General features: G+C 35.3%; 16 protein-coding genes. 12 read left to right on the top strand and 4 right to left on the bottom strand.

All coding sequences use genetic code 11. The annotated features are described in order from the left end of the window. The first annotated feature begins 133 nt into the window (after nucleotides 1-133). From LB888_RS01545 to LB888_RS01530, 4 genes are all read left to right on the top strand, one after another. Complete coding sequence (locus LB888_RS01545; protein ID WP_318753332.1) at nucleotides 134-964, top strand: hypothetical protein; 831 nt, start codon at nucleotides 134-136, stop codon at nucleotides 962-964. Nucleotides 965-975: 11 nt separating this feature from the next. Beyond that, nucleotides 976-2,730 carry a beta-galactosidase family protein gene (locus LB888_RS01540; protein WP_318753331.1) on the top strand — a complete coding sequence of 585 codons (1,755 nt, stop codon included), beginning with the start codon at nucleotides 976-978 and terminating at the stop codon, nucleotides 2,728-2,730. A gap of 10 nt (nucleotides 2,731-2,740) precedes the next feature. Continuing rightward, on the top strand, nucleotides 2,741-4,318 hold the full coding sequence (locus LB888_RS01535; RefSeq protein ID WP_318753330.1) for a DUF2264 domain-containing protein: 1,578 nt from the start codon (nucleotides 2,741-2,743) through the stop codon (nucleotides 4,316-4,318). A gap of 71 nt (nucleotides 4,319-4,389) precedes the next feature. Beyond that, nucleotides 4,390-4,575 carry a hypothetical protein gene (locus tag LB888_RS01530; protein ID WP_318753329.1) on the top strand — a complete coding sequence of 62 codons (186 nt, stop codon included), beginning with the start codon at nucleotides 4,390-4,392 and terminating at the stop codon, nucleotides 4,573-4,575. Nucleotides 4,576-4,866: 291 nt separating this feature from the next. Here the strand turns inward: LB888_RS01530 and trmB are convergent, their stop codons facing one another. The 3 genes from trmB to LB888_RS01515 all read right to left on the bottom strand — a co-directional run bounded on the left by trmB (nucleotide 4,867) and on the right by LB888_RS01515 (nucleotide 6,732). Further along, nucleotides 4,867-5,526 (bottom strand): tRNA (guanosine(46)-N7)-methyltransferase TrmB, encoded by a 660-nt coding sequence (gene trmB / locus LB888_RS01525; protein ID WP_318753328.1) that lies wholly within the window; start codon nucleotides 5,524-5,526, stop codon nucleotides 4,867-4,869. Then, nucleotides 5,516-6,331 (bottom strand): phosphotransferase family protein, encoded by an 816-nt coding sequence (locus tag LB888_RS01520; protein WP_276647312.1) that lies wholly within the window; start codon nucleotides 6,329-6,331, stop codon nucleotides 5,516-5,518. The genes trmB and LB888_RS01520 overlap by 11 nt, the downstream gene beginning before the upstream one ends. A 68-nt stretch (nucleotides 6,332-6,399) precedes the next feature. Beyond that, a complete protein-coding gene (locus tag LB888_RS01515) occupies nucleotides 6,400-6,732 on the bottom strand; it encodes a PepSY domain-containing protein (RefSeq protein WP_318753327.1) in 333 nt (110 codons plus the stop codon). A 224-nt stretch (nucleotides 6,733-6,956) separates the two neighbouring features. Here LB888_RS01515 and pepA point away from each other — a divergent pair, with 224 nt between their 5' ends. The 5 genes from pepA to LB888_RS01490 all read left to right on the top strand — a co-directional run bounded on the left by pepA (nucleotide 6,957) and on the right by LB888_RS01490 (nucleotide 13,267). After that, nucleotides 6,957-8,036: a glutamyl aminopeptidase gene (gene pepA, locus LB888_RS01510; RefSeq protein WP_078756614.1), complete on the top strand. Its 1,080-nt coding sequence runs from the start codon at nucleotides 6,957-6,959 to the stop codon at nucleotides 8,034-8,036. 12 nt (nucleotides 8,037-8,048) lie between these two features. Beyond that, nucleotides 8,049-8,678: a YtpR family tRNA-binding protein gene (gene ytpR, locus LB888_RS01505; RefSeq protein WP_078756613.1), complete on the top strand. Its 630-nt coding sequence runs from the start codon at nucleotides 8,049-8,051 to the stop codon at nucleotides 8,676-8,678. Nucleotides 8,679-8,710: 32 nt separating this feature from the next. Continuing rightward, entirely contained in the window at nucleotides 8,711-9,322 is a 612-nt protein-coding gene (locus tag LB888_RS01500; RefSeq protein WP_318753326.1) for a hypothetical protein, read from the top strand. Between the two features lies 1 nt (nucleotide 9,323). After that, nucleotides 9,324-10,658: a UDP-N-acetylmuramate--L-alanine ligase gene (gene murC / locus LB888_RS01495; RefSeq protein WP_318753325.1), complete on the top strand. Its 1,335-nt coding sequence runs from the start codon at nucleotides 9,324-9,326 to the stop codon at nucleotides 10,656-10,658. A gap of 476 nt (nucleotides 10,659-11,134) precedes the next feature. After that, nucleotides 11,135-13,267, top strand: coding sequence for a serine hydrolase (locus LB888_RS01490; RefSeq protein WP_318753324.1), 2,133 nt, complete (start codon nucleotides 11,135-11,137; stop codon nucleotides 13,265-13,267). Nucleotides 13,268-13,641: 374 nt separating this feature from the next. Here LB888_RS01490 and LB888_RS01485 read toward each other — a convergent pair whose 3' ends face one another. Further along, a complete protein-coding gene (locus LB888_RS01485; protein ID WP_318753323.1) occupies nucleotides 13,642-14,154 on the bottom strand; it encodes an FUSC family protein in 513 nt (170 codons plus the stop codon). 122 nt (nucleotides 14,155-14,276) lie between these two features. Here LB888_RS01485 and LB888_RS01480 point away from each other — a divergent pair, with 122 nt between their 5' ends. The 3 genes from LB888_RS01480 to LB888_RS01470 all read left to right on the top strand — a co-directional run bounded on the left by LB888_RS01480 (nucleotide 14,277) and on the right by LB888_RS01470 (nucleotide 17,203). Continuing rightward, on the top strand, nucleotides 14,277-14,804 hold the full coding sequence (locus LB888_RS01480; protein ID WP_078756608.1) for a hypothetical protein: 528 nt from the start codon (nucleotides 14,277-14,279) through the stop codon (nucleotides 14,802-14,804). Nucleotides 14,805-14,822: 18 nt separating this feature from the next. After that, nucleotides 14,823-15,578: a glycoside hydrolase family 73 protein gene (locus LB888_RS01475; RefSeq protein WP_318753322.1), complete on the top strand. Its 756-nt coding sequence runs from the start codon at nucleotides 14,823-14,825 to the stop codon at nucleotides 15,576-15,578. A 491-nt stretch (nucleotides 15,579-16,069) separates the two neighbouring features. Next, nucleotides 16,070-17,203: an ATP-grasp domain-containing protein gene (locus LB888_RS01470; protein ID WP_078756606.1), complete on the top strand. Its 1,134-nt coding sequence runs from the start codon at nucleotides 16,070-16,072 to the stop codon at nucleotides 17,201-17,203. Nucleotides 17,204-17,573 lie beyond the last annotated feature (370 nt).

The following is a 17,573-nucleotide window of genomic DNA, read 5'->3' as shown; positions in this document are numbered from 1 at the left end:
TTTGGAATATTTATAACGACCATTTTTGCACCTTATTTAGTGTTTTTTATGATTGGGATGTTATCAATATTAAATATGAAGGTTTTTAAAATGTTGATTAAAGAGTATGATTTAACTAAATTTGGAGGTATAAATGAAAATTAAATTGTCAATTAAAGATAAAGACCATAACATAAAAACTGGAAAAAATGATTATGACGATTTTAATCGATTGTTAGAAGTCGAAGGGGAAGGTCATGTTTATTTAGCAGATCAAAATTTTTATTTTGAAGAGGGAGATTATATTCATATAATACTTGATAAAGCTAATCAATATTTAAAAATAAAATTTGATGAAAGTTTTGATGATACATTAGTTTATGTAAAAAAGTCAGAAATTATATATAAAGTTCCCATTAGTAAAAACTGGGAGGAAGCATTACCAGAGTATGCTTTTAAAGGAAAAAGACATTATATAAGTGTAAGGTATGCTGAAGAAGCAGAAATAAATGTATATCAAAATTTGGCATTAAATACTCATGATTTAAATGAAAATATTGATGTTTATCCCCATGCGTCTGCTAATGTTGAAACAAGAAATGACGCGACATTTTTCGCAAGAAATGTAATTGACGGAATATTTGCGAATTTAAGTCACGGGTCATATCCTTATCAGTCTTGGGGGATTAATAGACAGGATGATGCTGAATTAAAAATTGACTTTGGTCGTAAAGTATCGATTAATCAATTGCGCTTTACGCTAAGAAATGATTTTCCACATGATAATTATTGGACAACAGGAGAAGTTCTATTTTCTGATGGTTCAATAGAAGTGTTCGAATTTGAAAAAGTACCGTATCCACAAGTTTTTATAATTGAAGAAAGGAAAATAGAATGGTTAGTTTTTAGAAATCTTATTAAGTCCCCTGAAGAATCACCATTCCCGGCTTTAACTGAATTAGAAGTGTATGGTAAAAATGTATAAGGAGTGTATCTATGCAAACTTTTGAAATTAAAGATGAGTTTTATTTAAATGGCGAACCGTTTAAAATTTTATCTGGTGCGATTCATTATTTTAGAACAGTCCCGGAGTATTGGCGCGATCGTTTAATTAAATTGAATAATTTGGGTTGTAATACGGTTGAAACGTATGTCCCTTGGAATTTACATGAACCGGTTGAAGGACAATATGATTTTGATGGCATCCTCAATTTAAGACATTTTATTGAATTGGCCCATAAAATGGGTCTTTATGTTATTTTAAGACCGTCACCTTATATCTGTGCTGAGTGGGAATTTGGTGGTTTACCAGCTTGGTTATTAAAATATGAGCACCTTAAAGTTAGAACTTCTAATCCTTTGTATATGTCAAAAGTAGCAAAATATTATGAGCGCTTATTTAAAGAAGTCGTTGATTTACAAATTGATCAAGGCGGACCTATTATATTAATGCAAGTAGAGAATGAGTATGGTTCTTATGGCAATGACCATTTATATCTCAAACAATTAGCAGAGTTAATGCGTGAAAATGGTGCGACCGTTCCGTTTATTACAAGTGATGGGCCATGGCATGATATGTTTCAAAATGGATCAGTTCAAGATATTGCGTTACCAACAATGAATTGTGGTTCACGGATTGAGGAGTATTGGGAAGTACTTAAATCATTTCATGGGACAAAGAAACCGTTAATGGTGACAGAGTTTTGGATTGGTTGGTTTGATGCATGGGGCGATACACATCATCATACTACTGATATTGAGTCATCTGTTCGTGAATTAGAAGCGATTTTAAAGCAAGGGTCGGTCAATATTTATATGTTCCATGGGGGGACTAATTTTGGTTTCACCAATGGTGCTAACTATTATGAAAAACTAGCCCCAGACGTTACCAGTTATGATTATGATGCGTTATTAACAGAATCAGGTGAGATTACGGAAAAGTATAAAGCCTTCCAAAAGGTAATGATTCCATATAATCCTCATTATAAAGAGATTCCTTTAGAAACCAATAATCTCATTGAAGTAAAGGATATTGCTTGTCAAAATAAGGTGTCCTTGTTTAATACTTTAGAGGATATTGCTACTAATCATCCGTCTGTTTATACTCAAAACATGGAGCAACTTGATCAGTCAATGGGCTATATTTATTACGAATCTAATATTGGTCGTGCGCGTAAAATTGAAGATTTCCGACTCATCTCTTGTAATGACCGTACCAATATTTTTGTGAACCAAGAATTATTATTTACACAACATGATTTAGAAATCGGTCAACGAGAGACCTTTGAATTAACAGAAACCGAGAATACCTTGGGGATTTTAGTTGAGAATATGGGACGGGTTAATTATTCAGTGCGGATGAACCACCAAAAGAAAGGCATTACCGATGGTGTCGTAATTAATGGTGCTTTCCAATCGGGTTGGAAACAATACCCATTGCCAATGAATAATTTAGCACAAATTGATTTTAATAAGGCGTGGCAACCTGGACAACCAGCTTTTTATTTATTTGAATTTGAGTTGGAGCAAGTCGGCGATACCTTTATCGATATGACCGGATGGGGGAAAGGCTTTGTGGAAGTAAATGGCTTTAATATTGGCCGTTTTTGGGAAGTGGGACCTCAGGTCCGATTATATATCCCAGCGACTCTTTTAAAGAAGGACAACCGCATTATTATTTTTGAAACTGAAGGCAAAACACAAAATAATATTAATCTATTTTTAGAACCAGATTTAGGTATTACTGAATAGGGGTGTTTTAATGATTAATGAAAATTTGATAAATTTAAAGTTTAATTCCAAAGAAGAATTTGAACATGCTTTAATCGAAATCGTTGAACCCGTATTTAGTGCAATGCAAGAACAAAATAAATACGGACGTGTACAATTAGGAAGTACTGGTGCTGTATATGAATCGGAGAAAGGTGAGATAGAGGGATTTTTAAGAACACTTTGGGGACTTGGGCCCTTGTTTTCGAATGATAAAGCGATTGATAAATATGAAAAAATATTTACCTTAGTAAATAGAGGAATAGTTGAAGGAACGAATACTCAATCTAAATTTTATTGGGGCGAGTTACATGATTATGATCAATTATTTGTGGAAATGGGAGCTCTCTCAATTTACTTAATCTTTACCGAAGATGTTTTTTGGAAAAAATTATCAAAGCAAGAACAGAAAAATATTTATAATTGGTTAAATCAGATTAATCATAACGTGATTCCAAATACAAATTGGTTGTTTTTTAGAATTTTAGTAAATACTTTTTTTGAGAATGTTAATTTAGTGAAACATTCAGATCAAATCGATATTGATTTGAAAGAAATTCATACTTATTATTTGGATGATGGTTGGTATTTTGATGGTTATAAAAATCAAATTGACTATTATATTCCATTTGCAATGCAATATTATGGTGTAATATTCAGTGTGTTATCAAATAGGAAAAATTCTAAAGATATCAAATTATTTATTGAAAGATCCTCCCAGTTTGGGAAGACCTTTAAAGAATGGTTTACTGCTAATGGAGCTGCTTTACCTTTTGGAAGAAGCTTGACGTACCGTTTTGCACAATCGAGTTATTGGGCCGCGGTTTTATTTGCTGGCATCAAACAAAATGGCGTTGATTGGAGTGAAGTTAAAAGTTTATATTGTGCCAATATGAGGTATTGGTTAAAACAACCAATTTTTACAGAAAATGGATATTTATCGATTGGATATGGTTATCCTAATTTAATCATGGGAGAGGGTTACAATTCACCAGGATCACCTTATTGGGCGTTAAAAAGCTTTATTATATTAGCTTTGCCTGACGAACATTTTTTCTGGACCATTGATGAAACTGTTCCAACTTTTAATTCACATTCTATTAATCCTTATACTAGAATGATTATGGTTCATAGTGAAGATCAAAATGAATTACAAGCTTATACTGTTGGTCAACATTCACATGAACATGCTCATGGCCAAGCGAAATATGAAAAATTTGTATATTCTACAACGTTTGGATTTAGTGTTCCAAAGGACAATGTTTTATTAAAGCAAGGCGCCTTCGATAGTACCATTGCAGTTTCATATAAAGATGCATTTTACCAAACACCGTTTGAATATAAAAAATATGAAATACATGAGGAATATACTTATTCATTATGGCAACCATTTGATGATGTAGAGATTGAAAGTTATGTGGTTCCTTTTTACCCCTGGCATTTAAGACTTTATAGAATAAAATCTAATAAAGATTTTAATTTAATTTCTGGTGGTTTTAGTGTTTTAAAAGATGGAGACATATTAGAGAAAAAAACAAGGCTGTTTATTATCAATCAACAAAAGGAATAGTTGGAATCGAAAGTTTAGATAATTTAGATTGTGAGATTGAATTACAATCACCAGAACCCAATACAAATGTTTTGTATAACCGTACTGTATTACCACTATTGAAATACCATGTTCCAAAAGGCAAACATCAAGTCATTAATTTGTTCTTAGGGGATGCAGGTAATACCGTAATGCCTGAGAAACCAGAAGTGAAATATAATGAAAAATCTTTGGAAATAACTTACAAAGAACAACAAACCATTATTGATATAAAATAAGTAGCTATGAGAGAGGTTGGAAAGATTGGGAAACTTTTAGATTTACCAATTTTAACTGTCTCTCTTTTCTATGTTTACGCTTGAATATTATCTTGTGGGTGATTGATGATTAGATAGTACGCGCAAAAAGGTGAGGTCAGCATTCGTATTAAAGATATGATGGCTATTTTTAATGTTTCGCAATCAGCATGCTTTTTATGATGAGAATTATGAAGAATTGCCGATAAGAATTGAGATAACTAAAACAAAACGCACGACAGCAACCTTAACGGGTTTTAGTCGTGCGTTGGTTTATTTTGATTTGGTTTCTTCATTGTCAAAATAAGCTTCTAAACGATAGATGCGATTGCCTTTGCTTGAAAATTTTTCTTCATATTCGGTCATGATATTACCTTCAAAGTCTGAATGATGTAAGTCTAACCAGACTTGTTTTAATTTAACACCATATTGTGAGAAAGAGTAGAGCGTATATTCAAATAATCCTTGATTATCGGTTTTAAAATGAATTTCACCATCCGCTACTAAAATTTCTTCATATTGTTTAATGAAATCGGCAGAGGTTAGACGGCGTTTCTCATGTCGTTTCTTTGGCCAAGGATCAGAAAAGTTTAAATAAATTCGACTGACTTCACCAGGTTCAAAGTACTGATTTAAGTTACGGCCATCGGCATGTAAGATTTGTAAATTAGGTAATTGTGCTTCTAATTGTAATTCAAGCACACTCACAATGACGCTGGTTTGAATTTCGATACTAATATAATTAATTTCGGGGTGAGCTTTGGCCATCTCAACGATAAAACGTCCTTTTCCAGAACCCACTTCAATATGCAGGGGTTGTGCTTTTTCAAAGCGAGTTTGCCATTTTCCGCGAAATTGTTCTGCTTCTTGTGGGACATATTCTGGATGGGCATCTAATTTGTCTTGGGCCCATGGTTTATTTCTAAGGCGCATAAAAGCCTCCTTTTGCTTGATCTTCTGATTGATAAATATTTCGTAATAATAAAATAAATTCGTTCACTTGTTGTGGTCGATTTTCTAATGTATATTGCTTAATTAATAAGAGGCAGTTCATTAGACTATACCATTTCACGCGTTTGTAAAAAGAATCATCAAATTCAAACTGATAACGATCAAACCAATCCATCCATTCGCTTGGTTTGAAATATTGAAGTAAGAACCAAGTAAGGTCACTAATGGGATCGGCTATTTTAACGCCTTCCCAGTCGACTAAAAATAATTTTTGATTTTCATCGAGCATGAAGTTATTATGATTTAAATCGCCATGACAAACAGTATAACGACATTGATAAAAATCATCGTCTACAGAGTCTTCTAAAAAGCGGACGACTTCATTAAAAAATCGATGTTGCGTTAAAGAAGGGGGTAAGCCTTCAAAATATAGATCAATAAAGTCTAAAGGTTTGAAAGCATTACTTTGTACCCGTCTTAGTAAAATTAATAAATGCTCGGACTGATGAATTTGTTTGATCAAATCAATAACGTCCAAATTATGCATATTTTCTCTTGTTAACTGTTTTGCATTTTTCCACTCTTGAGCAGTTAATAAATCCCCTGAATAAGTTCTTTGAGTCCACATTAATTTGGGAGCTAAACCTTCTGCTGAAAGAGAAGGAATGAAAGGTGAGGAATTGCGTTTGAAAAATACTTTCTCATCATCTTTAATCCCCATAAAAGCTTCTCCAGATGAGCCTTTTAGTGGTAACATTCGCCACTCGTTGCGTCCATCAAACGCCATTTTTTACCTCCTTTCAAAAAAACATACAGTATTCATTTTACCAAAGTCTTTGGCGTGGTCAAGCAAAATTAAGCTTGATAGTCATAAATATCCAAAATTTCTCCTGTGAAAGCGTCAGCGATAAAATTGTAGGTGACAATGCCATCCGCTTCTTTACGTGAAATACCGCCAAGATAGACGAGAGGCTTGCTTTCAAACACTTCATATTCTACGGGTTCATAATCAATCCAAGAACCGGTAATCGTCCCTTGGTTTTGAAATTGTTCTTTTACATCTTCTAAGACAAGATTAGCTTTTTTAGGTTGGTTCTCACGATAGAAAAGCGCACCTGCTGCCCCTACAACTAGACCAGTTGCGAGTAATATTAATCCAGCTAAAGTATTGTTTTTATTTTGGCTCATTTTAATACCTCCTTAAAGAAAAAAATTAACACAAAAAGACTGATTTCTTGCGTAGTATTTCCATTATAACACAACAGATATATTGATTGTACTATTATTTGATTGTGAAAAACATCCGATTTTACCGTGTAGAAAACCGTGTTAACATCGTGATTAAGGTTTGATTTTAAGGGTATTTTGTGCCACAATATATTAGATAGAAATTTAGAATGGAGCGAATTTCAATGAACGAAACATCATTTAAGTTGATTAAAGAATTAACGGAATTACAAGGGATTTCTGGTAATGAGGGTCGCGTGCGAGCGTATTTAAGAGAGCATATGACGCCATTAGTTGATGAAATTCATCAATCTCCATTAGGTAATATTTTTGGTATTAAACAAAGTCAAACTGAAAATGCCCCTCGTTTAATGATTGCGGCACATATGGATGAAGTAGGCTTTATGGTTAGCCGTATTACTGAAAATGGATTATTCGCTGTGATTCCGATTGGTGGTTGGAATCCATATAGTATTTCAGCCCAACGTTTTACTCTTCAAACGAAGAAAGGTGATTATGTCTGTATTTCTTCTTCAGTCGCACCGCATTTATTACGTGGTAATAATGGAGAAAGTAAAACTGTCAAAGCAGAAGATATATTATTTGATGCTGGATTTACCTCTCGTGAAGAAGCATTAGAGTATGGCGTTCGACCAGGGGATTCGATTGTGCCTCAAGTGGAAACTGTTAAAACGGCGAATGGATTAGGCGTTATTGCGAAAGCGTGGGACAATCGCTATGGTTGTGCGGTTATGTTAGAAACATTGCAAGCCGTTAAAGACCAAAAATTGAATTCCACTTTGATTGCTGGCGCAAGCGTTCAAGAAGAGGTCGGTTTGCGTGGGATTAAAGGCGCGGTTCATCAATTTAAACCAGATTTATTCTTAGCAGTAGATTGTTCCCCAGCGGGTGATATGGAAGGTAAAAAAGACGTAGATGGTCGTTTAGGCGAAGGCTTCTTATTAAGAATGCAAGACCCAGGTCATATTACGCATAAAGGTTTAAGAGATTATATTTTAGATACAGCAGAAACACATGGTATTCCGTATCAATATTTCTTCTCTAAAGGGGGAACGGATGCAGGTGCCGCTCATGTGATGAATGATGGTGTCCCAAGTGGTGTGATTGGTGTTCCAGGACGTTATATTCATGGACATCAAACCTTATTTAGAATTTCAGATTATGAAGCAGCAAAAGAAATGTTACATCAAATTGTAACAACTTTTGATAGCACAACATTAAATTCAATTAAAGAACAAGCATAGGAGCAAAAAAATATGTGGTTAGCATTTTATAATAATGAAGGTATTGGCGATGTTTTATTATTGACAAGTGGCAATGTCGCGGATGATAAAGTAAAAACAGCGACTAAAGATAATGTCACCGTTATTTATGATGAAGATACTGACGAAGCAGTTTCTGTCAATCTATTCAATGTTGCAGAAAAATTAGGTCTTGAAGGTAATGGTGCTCTGGCTTTATCTACTGAACAAGTGAAACAAGTCAATGAAATGATTGCGGCAGCAGGATTTGATTTGACAATCGAAGTAGATAATTCACCCAAATTTGTGGTTGGTCATGTAGAAGAATGTCGTCCACATGAAGATAGTGATCATTTAAGTGTGACGCAAATTCGTGTTTCTGATGATAAAGTCTTGCAAATTGTGTGTGGTGCGCGTAATATATCTAAAGGACTAAATGTCTTGGTCGCATTACCAGGTGCAGTGATGCCAAGTGGTTTGATTATCTGGCCGGGTGAATTGCGTGGCGTCGTAAGTAATGGGATGGTCTGTTCGACCCGTGAATTAGAGTTAACTCATATTGAGGATTATCCAGGTATTTGGGAATTAGCCAAAGATTTAAAAGTTGGCACTCCATTATCTGAAGTGGTAGAATATTACGCATAGTATTATAGAATCTATTAAAAGAGGTGAGCGACGTGAGTGAATATGATGGACCGGCATTTAATAAGCGTCAACATCGATCGAATAAAAATCGTCGTTTTAATCGTTTAACTGATCGTGATGGTAGTAAAAGTATCTTTGACACCACTCGGAGCCAAACTGCTGATAAACATGATGAACCTCTGTATTATGAGTTACCTAAGAAAGTTCGAAGTATAGATCAACGTGAAGATCTAGCACCACCGGTTGACCGTCAACAATTAAATGCTAGAATAGAAAATGCTCAATTACACCAATCTGTTAATGGTAAGGAACGTTATTCGGTTCCATTTTTAAAGCAACAACATTCGGATTCGTCAGACAAAGTATTTTTAAATCAACAAGTCGCAGACAGCGAACCTGAAGTGGCAGCCGAAGAAACCACCTATCAACCTAGCGAGCGTTTTAAATCAAAACGGTATCAACCAGCTTTAACAGAACAACCCATAGCACTAAGTAAGAGTAGGGCTGACGCAACAATGCCAATCGAAACAGCAGCACAAAGTGAAGCCAAGTCAATTGAAGCTTCCAAGATTCGCGAAGTAGCGGTGCGTTTAACTAAAGAAAAATCAAGTTATTTGTTATTTGAATATAGTAAGGAGAACTAACATGTTAACACATGATACAATTTATCATTTTGTAGGAATAAAAGGTTCAGGGATGAGTGCACTGGCTTTAATTATCCATGATAGTGGCTATAAGGTACAAGGTAGCGACATTTCTAAATACTTTTTCACGCAACAAGAATTAGAGAAAAAACACATTAAAATGATGGAATTTAACCCCGATAATATTCATGAAGGTTTAACCATTATTGCGGGGAATGCTTTCGGAGATGATCACCCTGAATTAGTAAAAGCACGCGAATTAAATTTACCAATCTATCGTTATCATGACTTTTTAGGTAGTTTAATCAATCATTTTACGAGTATTGCGGTTACCGGATCGCATGGTAAAACGTCTACTACAGGCATGTTATCTCATACATTAAAACATTTAGCACCAATTAATTATTTAATCGGTGATGGTACTGGCTTTGGTAGTTTATCAGCTGAGTACTTTGCTTTAGAAGCGTGTGAATATCGTCGCCATTTCTTAGCGTATCAACCGGATTACGCCATCGTTACCAATATTGATTTTGATCATCCAGACTATTATCATTCAATAGAAGATGTCTTTGATGCGTTCCAAACATTTGCGAATCAAGCTAAAAAAGGTATTGTGGCTTGGGGTGAAGACCAATACTTACCAAGTTTAAAAGCGAATGTTCCGGTATATTATTATGGTCTATCTGACACTAATGATTTTTATGCACAAAATATTGAAAAAACAACCGAAGGTGCAAATTTTGATGTTTATCGTCAAGGCGAATTTTTAGGACATTTTTCAATTCCAACATATGGTCAACATAATATTTTAAACGCATTGGCAGTGATTGCAGTTTTAACATTAGAAGGATTTAAAGCGGAAGAGATTGCTCAAAATATCGCCACTTTCGGTGGGGTAAAACGTCGCTTCTCAGTGAAACAATTACATGATTTAACGATCATTGATGATTATGCTCACCATCCATCTGAAATTATCGCAACCATCGATGCAGCAAAACAAAAATATCCTAATCATAAAGTAGTGGCTGTTTTCCAACCACATACATTTACCCGTACGGTAGCTTTATTGGATGATTTTGCGCGGGCTTTAAATATGGCAGACGAAGTGCATTTAGTGGATATTTTCCATTCCGCACGTGAAATGGATGGGTCTGTTAGCATTCAAGATTTGGCCAATAAAATTGAGGGAAATGTGGAAATCATATCTGCTGAACACCTATCGCCATTAATGGACTATAAAGATGAAATCTTATTATTTATGGGTGCGGGTGATATTGATTTATTAGCTCGTCAGTTTGAAGCAGCTTACAGTCAAAACTTCGGTAATAACTTATAATTAAAATGGAGTCAGCCTGTTCATTGAGGCTGGCTTTTTTTATGTATCAAAATAGTGCTAATCATTTCTTGACCAAAAAGATAGAACTTCAATAGAGTGAATGGATAAAAATTTGAGAAAATGATTCAACTGTTGCCGATATTTATCAGCAGTTTGGCTGAGTGGTCTCATACGTGTCTTAAAGAGGTTAGGCATAAATTTTTTAATTCTGTTTAGTTATTGCGTGCTAATTAAAAGCGCAGTGGCTCAGTGGAATCCAACTGCGCTGATACCTAACCTATTTTAAGTCGGTGCTCAGCCGAAACACGAATTCTTAAGTTTAGCGGAAAGTCACTAGGTTATTGCTCGGTTCGGTTATCGAGTCATGGTCTAGTTTGATACTATTTTGTAATGAAATGGTTGTGGGCTTGTGAATGACATTAAAGTACTCATTATGTTATAATAATCAGTGAGAATATTTATTTAGGGGGAATAATATGAAATGTCCAAATTGTGGTAAGCAAGTACGTTCTAAGACAAGATGCGCTTATTGTGGTCATCAATTTGATGGTTCAGAATCGACGCACGTACATGCTAAACCAGAACCTCAAAGAGATGAATTAAAAGATATTAAAACTACCGACGAAGTAGCTGCTAGTGTTGCGGCTGGACAAAGTCGTGTCGATGATTTTGAAAAGACCCGTGTTCTGGGAACTGTGGATAATGTAGAAAATTTTGAAGAGACACGCGTTCATCGCACGATCGATAGTCGTCTTGATAATCGGGAAGAGCCTCAATTTGCCACTACTGATGAAGCGACGCGTACCCGTTCTAGTCGAGTGAGTGATGATGAATTAGAACGTTATATTGAAGATTCTGAAGTGATTCCCAAGACAAAACGACGTGGCAGTATCTTAGGTTTCCTCTGGAATATTATTAAATTATTGTTAGTTGTATTCTTATTATTCCTATTAATTGCCTTTGGCCCTAAATATGGGAAACAATTATGGGAAAAATATGGCTTTGGTAATCAAAACCAACCTTCTACGAGTGAACAAGTAGTGTCGACAGAAAGTGATGAAAATACTCCTAACTCAACAGAGGAAAGTGATTTATTAGCAAATAACTCTCAAAATGATGATACTAATAAAGAAGACGACAGTACTAAAGACGAAAATACCACTAAAGAGGGTGAAACAACCCAAGAAGGTGAAACGACTAAAGAGGATGAAACTTCTAGTGACCAACCGAATCAAACAGAAAATGCGGTAGTAGCGAAAAGTGCTGTGAACTTAGATCAGTATCCATTGACCGAAATTGAGTTAGAGTTAGCAGATGACCAAAAAGAAATTAAACGTGAAGATTTAAATATCTCAGTTGATATCGACGGCGAAATTCAAGAGATTCAAGATTATTCACTTGTTCAAGAAGGAAAACAATTGAAAATTGCTTTCAATAATCCAGCTATGCAAGTGATTGCATCCGAGCAACCTAAACAATTGGTGAAAGTACAATCAGAAGCATTAAATATTGATGAATCACTTGATGTTGAATTACCAAAAACAACGGTTGATGGCGAAAAGTTTGAAAACTTCAATCAAATTTTAACCGATAATTTATCAGAAACAGGCTCACTTTCAGCAGCCTTTAAGAAAAATGGGGAAGACTCACCTTATATTTATGCTGATTCTTCATTTGATGCCTCACAATTATTCTCTTGGTACATTTTAAACCGTACATTATCCGCGATAAATGAGGGTGAAATTGACCTTGAAACTAAGGTGAAAGTATTAGACGATCTAAAAGCTGAAGGGGATAATGGTGCCATTGCATCTGCAGAAGAAAATACTGAATTTACAATCGAAACTTTAATGTATGAAGTGATTCAACAACAAGATGCTTCTGCTATGAACCATTTGATTCAAGCAACAGGTGGTCCTAATGACTTTAACTTATGGTTATCTAAGAACCATTACTTTGCTACCAAAGTGACAGAGTTATTAAATGTCAATGACGAAGGTCATATAACAGGTACAGTAACCAATGCACAAGATTTATTATTATTATTAGAAAAATTAGCTAATAATCAATTAGTGTCTGAAGAATTAGATGCGAAATTTAAAGAGATGTTATTAGAAACACCAATTACTCGCAAATATCCCGATGGATTCGAAAGCGTTACGCGTCGTTACGAAATTGCTTCAAATGATATAGATTCAACGAGTCAAGGTTATGCTGCTATTTTAGAAACAGAAGATGGCCAATACTTAGTGGTGACGAATGTGGCGAATCCAAAAGATACTGACACAACTGTCTCAAGTATTGCGAACTCAATTCGTCAATTAGTTTCTTATTTCATGACTGGTGAAATTCCATCTGAAGAAGAAACAACCGAAGAAGCACCAGTTGAAGAATCATTAGTTGAAGAAGTTCTTGAAGAAGAATATGTGGAGCCAGTCACTGAAGCACCAGTAGTTGAACAAACTGAAGCGCCAGGATTCCAATATGGGGAAGACCTTAATGGTGACGGTATGCCTGATTCAGTATATGATCCAAATACTGGCGGTTACCGTAATATCAATTGGTTCCAAGATGAAGATGGATCTAATAAATTCTATTACGCTGAGTAATATCATTTAGTTGATGATTAGTGAAAAATGTTTTAAGGTACTGCAAGTTATCATAACTTGTTGAACTTGAGTTAAAAGAAAAACGAGCTAATGAAGTAGAGTGTAACAAACTCTTTCTTCTAGCTCGTTTTTGTGTGCAGAGATGTCTTTAAGTGCTTGACAAATGTTAATAGCAAAAACAATTTTATCGTCAAGTGACTTTCTGAGCACAACTAAATTTCATCGTCAAATCTACTGGTAATGCCAACTCAAACTACTACTTTGAGATTTTTTTAATTCAACTGTTTATCTCGCATCATTAAACGATAAATAGTGAAATATCAGACCTAAGTTCAATATTATTATTATTGCGATTGCGGTATATTTAGGTAGTATTAAAGGCTCTCTGATTCAGTTGGTTGAGGTTTTGAACCGGGGAGTAAGTAATTGACGATTATGGCAATAATCACACCAATAAAGCAATCTGAAATGCGTTCAATGGTATAACTGACTAATTGACTACTCGAAATCGTCAGTAGTACGACGAAGTAGGTGGCGCAAGAATTAACGATACTTTTATCACTATTCAGTACATTACATGAAACAATAACCAATAACACACCTAGCGAAACAGTTATAATATGAACATAGGGATGTTCAATGCCAAATATTAATTCAATTTGAACCACCAAGGCAGCTATCAGGGCCCCTAGTGTATTACCGACAATTCGATAACGTCCAAAAGTAATGGACTTGGAGATATCTCCTTGCATCGCAAAAACACAAGCTAAACAGGCTAATGTTGCAGGTGAACGGTCCAACCAATGGAAGAGTAATAAGATAATAAATACTCCTACAACCGTTTTGATGGTTCGCCAACCTATTTTAAATGGAGACTTATTTACCATAAACTCGAATCCCTTCTTTTATTTCTTTTATAATATACGAAATAAAATTAAAATACAACCATTTACAACATCACGTATTAAGTGTATAATAAAGATATAATACACGTAAGGAGTGATGTTTTATGAATCCGGCATTAATTGCGATTGTTGTTCATGCGATAAAAGAGAAATATGTGAGTGAAAAAGCTTTTTATTCTGAAAAATTAGGAATTTCACCTCAAAGTTGGGATCGATGGAAAAAAGGTGAACAGGGTTTGAAATATGAAAATATTATGATATTATCTACATTGTTCACAGATTATGAATGGATGCTCGTTCAAAAAGTAGTGCGTAATGCAGAGATTGTACCGGATATTATGGCTGAGCCAGTGAAAGAATATTTATTTTTAAAATATGAAATAGCTAAAAAATGGGTTCGTCATGGCATGGTACGTTTAGAATGGCATCAATCAGATGCGAATGAAGATAAGAGTTCTCGTAAATCCAATATGACGATTTTACAGTTGATTGCAGATTATAATTTTTGGGGTTACAATGATATTATTGAACTGCGTTTACCAGGTGTTATTCGTCAACAGATTGAAACCAATGAAATAAAATTACTCGACTGGTTTGAAAGTGAAAGAGAAAAATTAAAAGAAGACGAATAATCCAATGGGGGTGTTGAGATGGTAGAGAGGAAGACCAAGAAAAAAACAACGGCTAGAAAGCCAGCGAAAAAGCGAAAAACAACACGACGTAAACCAACTAAACGAAAATCGGCGAAGAAAAAGCAATTTCAGGATTTAAGACGTGTGTTTTTTGAAAAATTAGGTATCATCACCTTTTTTGTAATTATTTTATTGGTATTGCTCACGCTATTAGTCTCTCAGTGGCAGAAATCACGAGATACGAATTCTGTTGAATCCCAAATTGAAAATATTGACTATCAAACAAGATTGGCTTTTGTGGAAGAAATTTCACCAATTGCCCAAAAGTTACAGCGTCAATATGGTATTTATGCGAGTGTTTCAATGGCACAAGCGATGTTAGAATCAGAATTTGGCCAGAGTGGTTTAGCGTCAGATTATTATAATTTATTTGGTGTTAAAACGGATGCGAGTGATCCCGATGGTGTGGATTTACCCACAGCAGAGTATGTTGATAATAAATGGATTGAGAGCACCGAACGCTTTAAGGTTTATCCCAATTGGGCGGCTTCAATGGAGGCTCATGCCCGCTTATTGGTCCACGGTACTACTTGGGATGCCGACCAATATGCTGCAGTTAAAAATGGCACTACCCCTGAAGAGCAAGCACGAGGTTTGCAAAACTCAGGTTATGCTACCGACCCTGATTATGCAGATAAATTAATTGCGATGATGGATGAATGGAATCTCTACCAGTATAATCAGCCAAATGGAGAACAGATCACCGAGCAATAAATGAGAGTGCTAATGAAATTGAACAAGCTTAGTGATCGCCAGATGTTTGGATAATATAGCAAAATAGTATAGTCGATGATTTTGAAAAGCAACTGAATGATACGATCGATGACGTTGAAAAGTAGCTTATTGGTTTAGCTGATGAAACTTGAACAGCTACCAAATGAGTAGTAGTCGCATTTTAAAAGCAAAATCCTTCGGACTTGAATGCTGTTGGTTCTGGAGGATCAAAGATAACTCATGATTGGTGACCATTTTGGTGAATCAATCGGTGCAACTTTAGTTTCTAACATTACCATTAAATCAAGGCACCTAGTAAATAAACAGTGATGAAGAGCATAGTTAGGGAGCAACTGTCATTTGATGTATCCCTTCTGTGCTCTTTTTTTCATTGTTAATAAAATGTAAAGAAAAGAAGACTAAAACATATCGGAATTATTGCCAATATATGATAAGATAGTAAGAGTGAAATGGATGAAAGGAGGGACAATATGCCAAGAAAACATTATCCAGGTGAAACAGTGGGAATTATTGGTTCTAGTTTATCTGCAGCTATATTAGCACAAGAAGCGGGTCGATTAGGATACCGAGTAGGTAGTTTGGTTTTGACTCCAGACAATCCGGTTAAACAGTTTGCGTCCTGGCAAACTATTGCCGAAACGTATGATGAACTGGCTTTAAGACATTTTGCCGGTCGGGTGGACACGATTATTACCGATACTGGCATTTTATCCAGTCAAGATTATCAAATTTTAAAAGAAATTACGGATGTTGCGATGTCAGAAGACTTAATTTCCATTACGACAGATCGATTATTAGAAAAAGCGTATTTAGATTCATTGCAATTATTAGTAGCGCCGTTTTCATTGGTAACATCAATAGCTGATATAAAAGAAGCGGTAGAATATATTGGCTTTCCTTGTATTTTAAAATCAACGAACCGACATTTACCTAATTCAGAAAAATCGGTTATTATTTATAGTGAACAAGATTATCCTCAAGCGGAAACTAAAATTGAGGAAAGTACTTGTATTTTAGAAGCTTGGATTCCATCTGAGAAGAAAGCCTCCTTAACGATTGTGCGTAACGAGCGTGGCGAAATGTTAGTATACCCGATTTTTGAGATTATTGAAGCGGGTATTGATGGTGGAACGCAAGTGCGTTATCCGGTGAGCTTGCATTCGGCGATTGAAGCAGAAATAAATCGAATTGGACACGTGATTGCTGATGCATTAGGCTTAATTGGTTCCATTACAATGGAATTGTTAATTACGACTGCGGGAGTCGTCTATGTCAATGATGCTAGAATCGGTCTTTCTGATGCAGCATTATTTACCATTGGTTCAATGTCAGTGAATCATTATGAGGCAACGGTCCGTGCGGTATTAGGATTACCACTACCGGAAATACGTCTAAGAAGTAAGGCAGCAATTTCATTACAAGTACCTTATTTAAATCTTGATAGTGTGTTAACGCAATATATGATGCGTACAGATTGGGGATTTGCTTTATTTAATCCCTTAGGCCATGAAGCTCATGACATTGTGGGACAAGTCATTATTACCGGGGACTCGATTAGTAATTGCGAACGTCAAATTGAGATAACGGATTTATTAAAAAAATAGGGATTTTAAGTGTGATATTCTTTGTCGAGAAGAGTCAATTGATAGTTGTGATTATGAAAGAGCAATTAGAAACAGTTAATAGAATATAATCTAATGATGAAAGTGATTGGACCATAACAGATTGTTTGGCCATGGTGTGGACAAGAAGTAGAATATTGATTGCTTTTCGCTTCGTATGCATGTATCCCTTAAAGTCGAGGCCACTCAACCACTGTGCTAAAAGCGATCAGATAAAATCAAAGCCTATTTAAAGTTATTGCCCAGGATTGTGGTTGTATGTTCATTAATAAATGAGTATTTAAAAGACGAGTTGAAAAACTAGGGAGTGGGCAAGAAGTAGAAAATTGAATAATTTTCGCTTCGTCTGCCC

It is taken from the genome of Globicatella sp. PHS-GS-PNBC-21-1553 (assembly GCF_033564055.1).
Classification (GTDB): domain Bacteria; phylum Bacillota; class Bacilli; order Lactobacillales; family Aerococcaceae; genus Globicatella; species Globicatella sulfidifaciens.
Note: the sequence above shows the minus strand (reverse complement) of the source record. Positions and strands in the feature narration are given on the sequence as shown.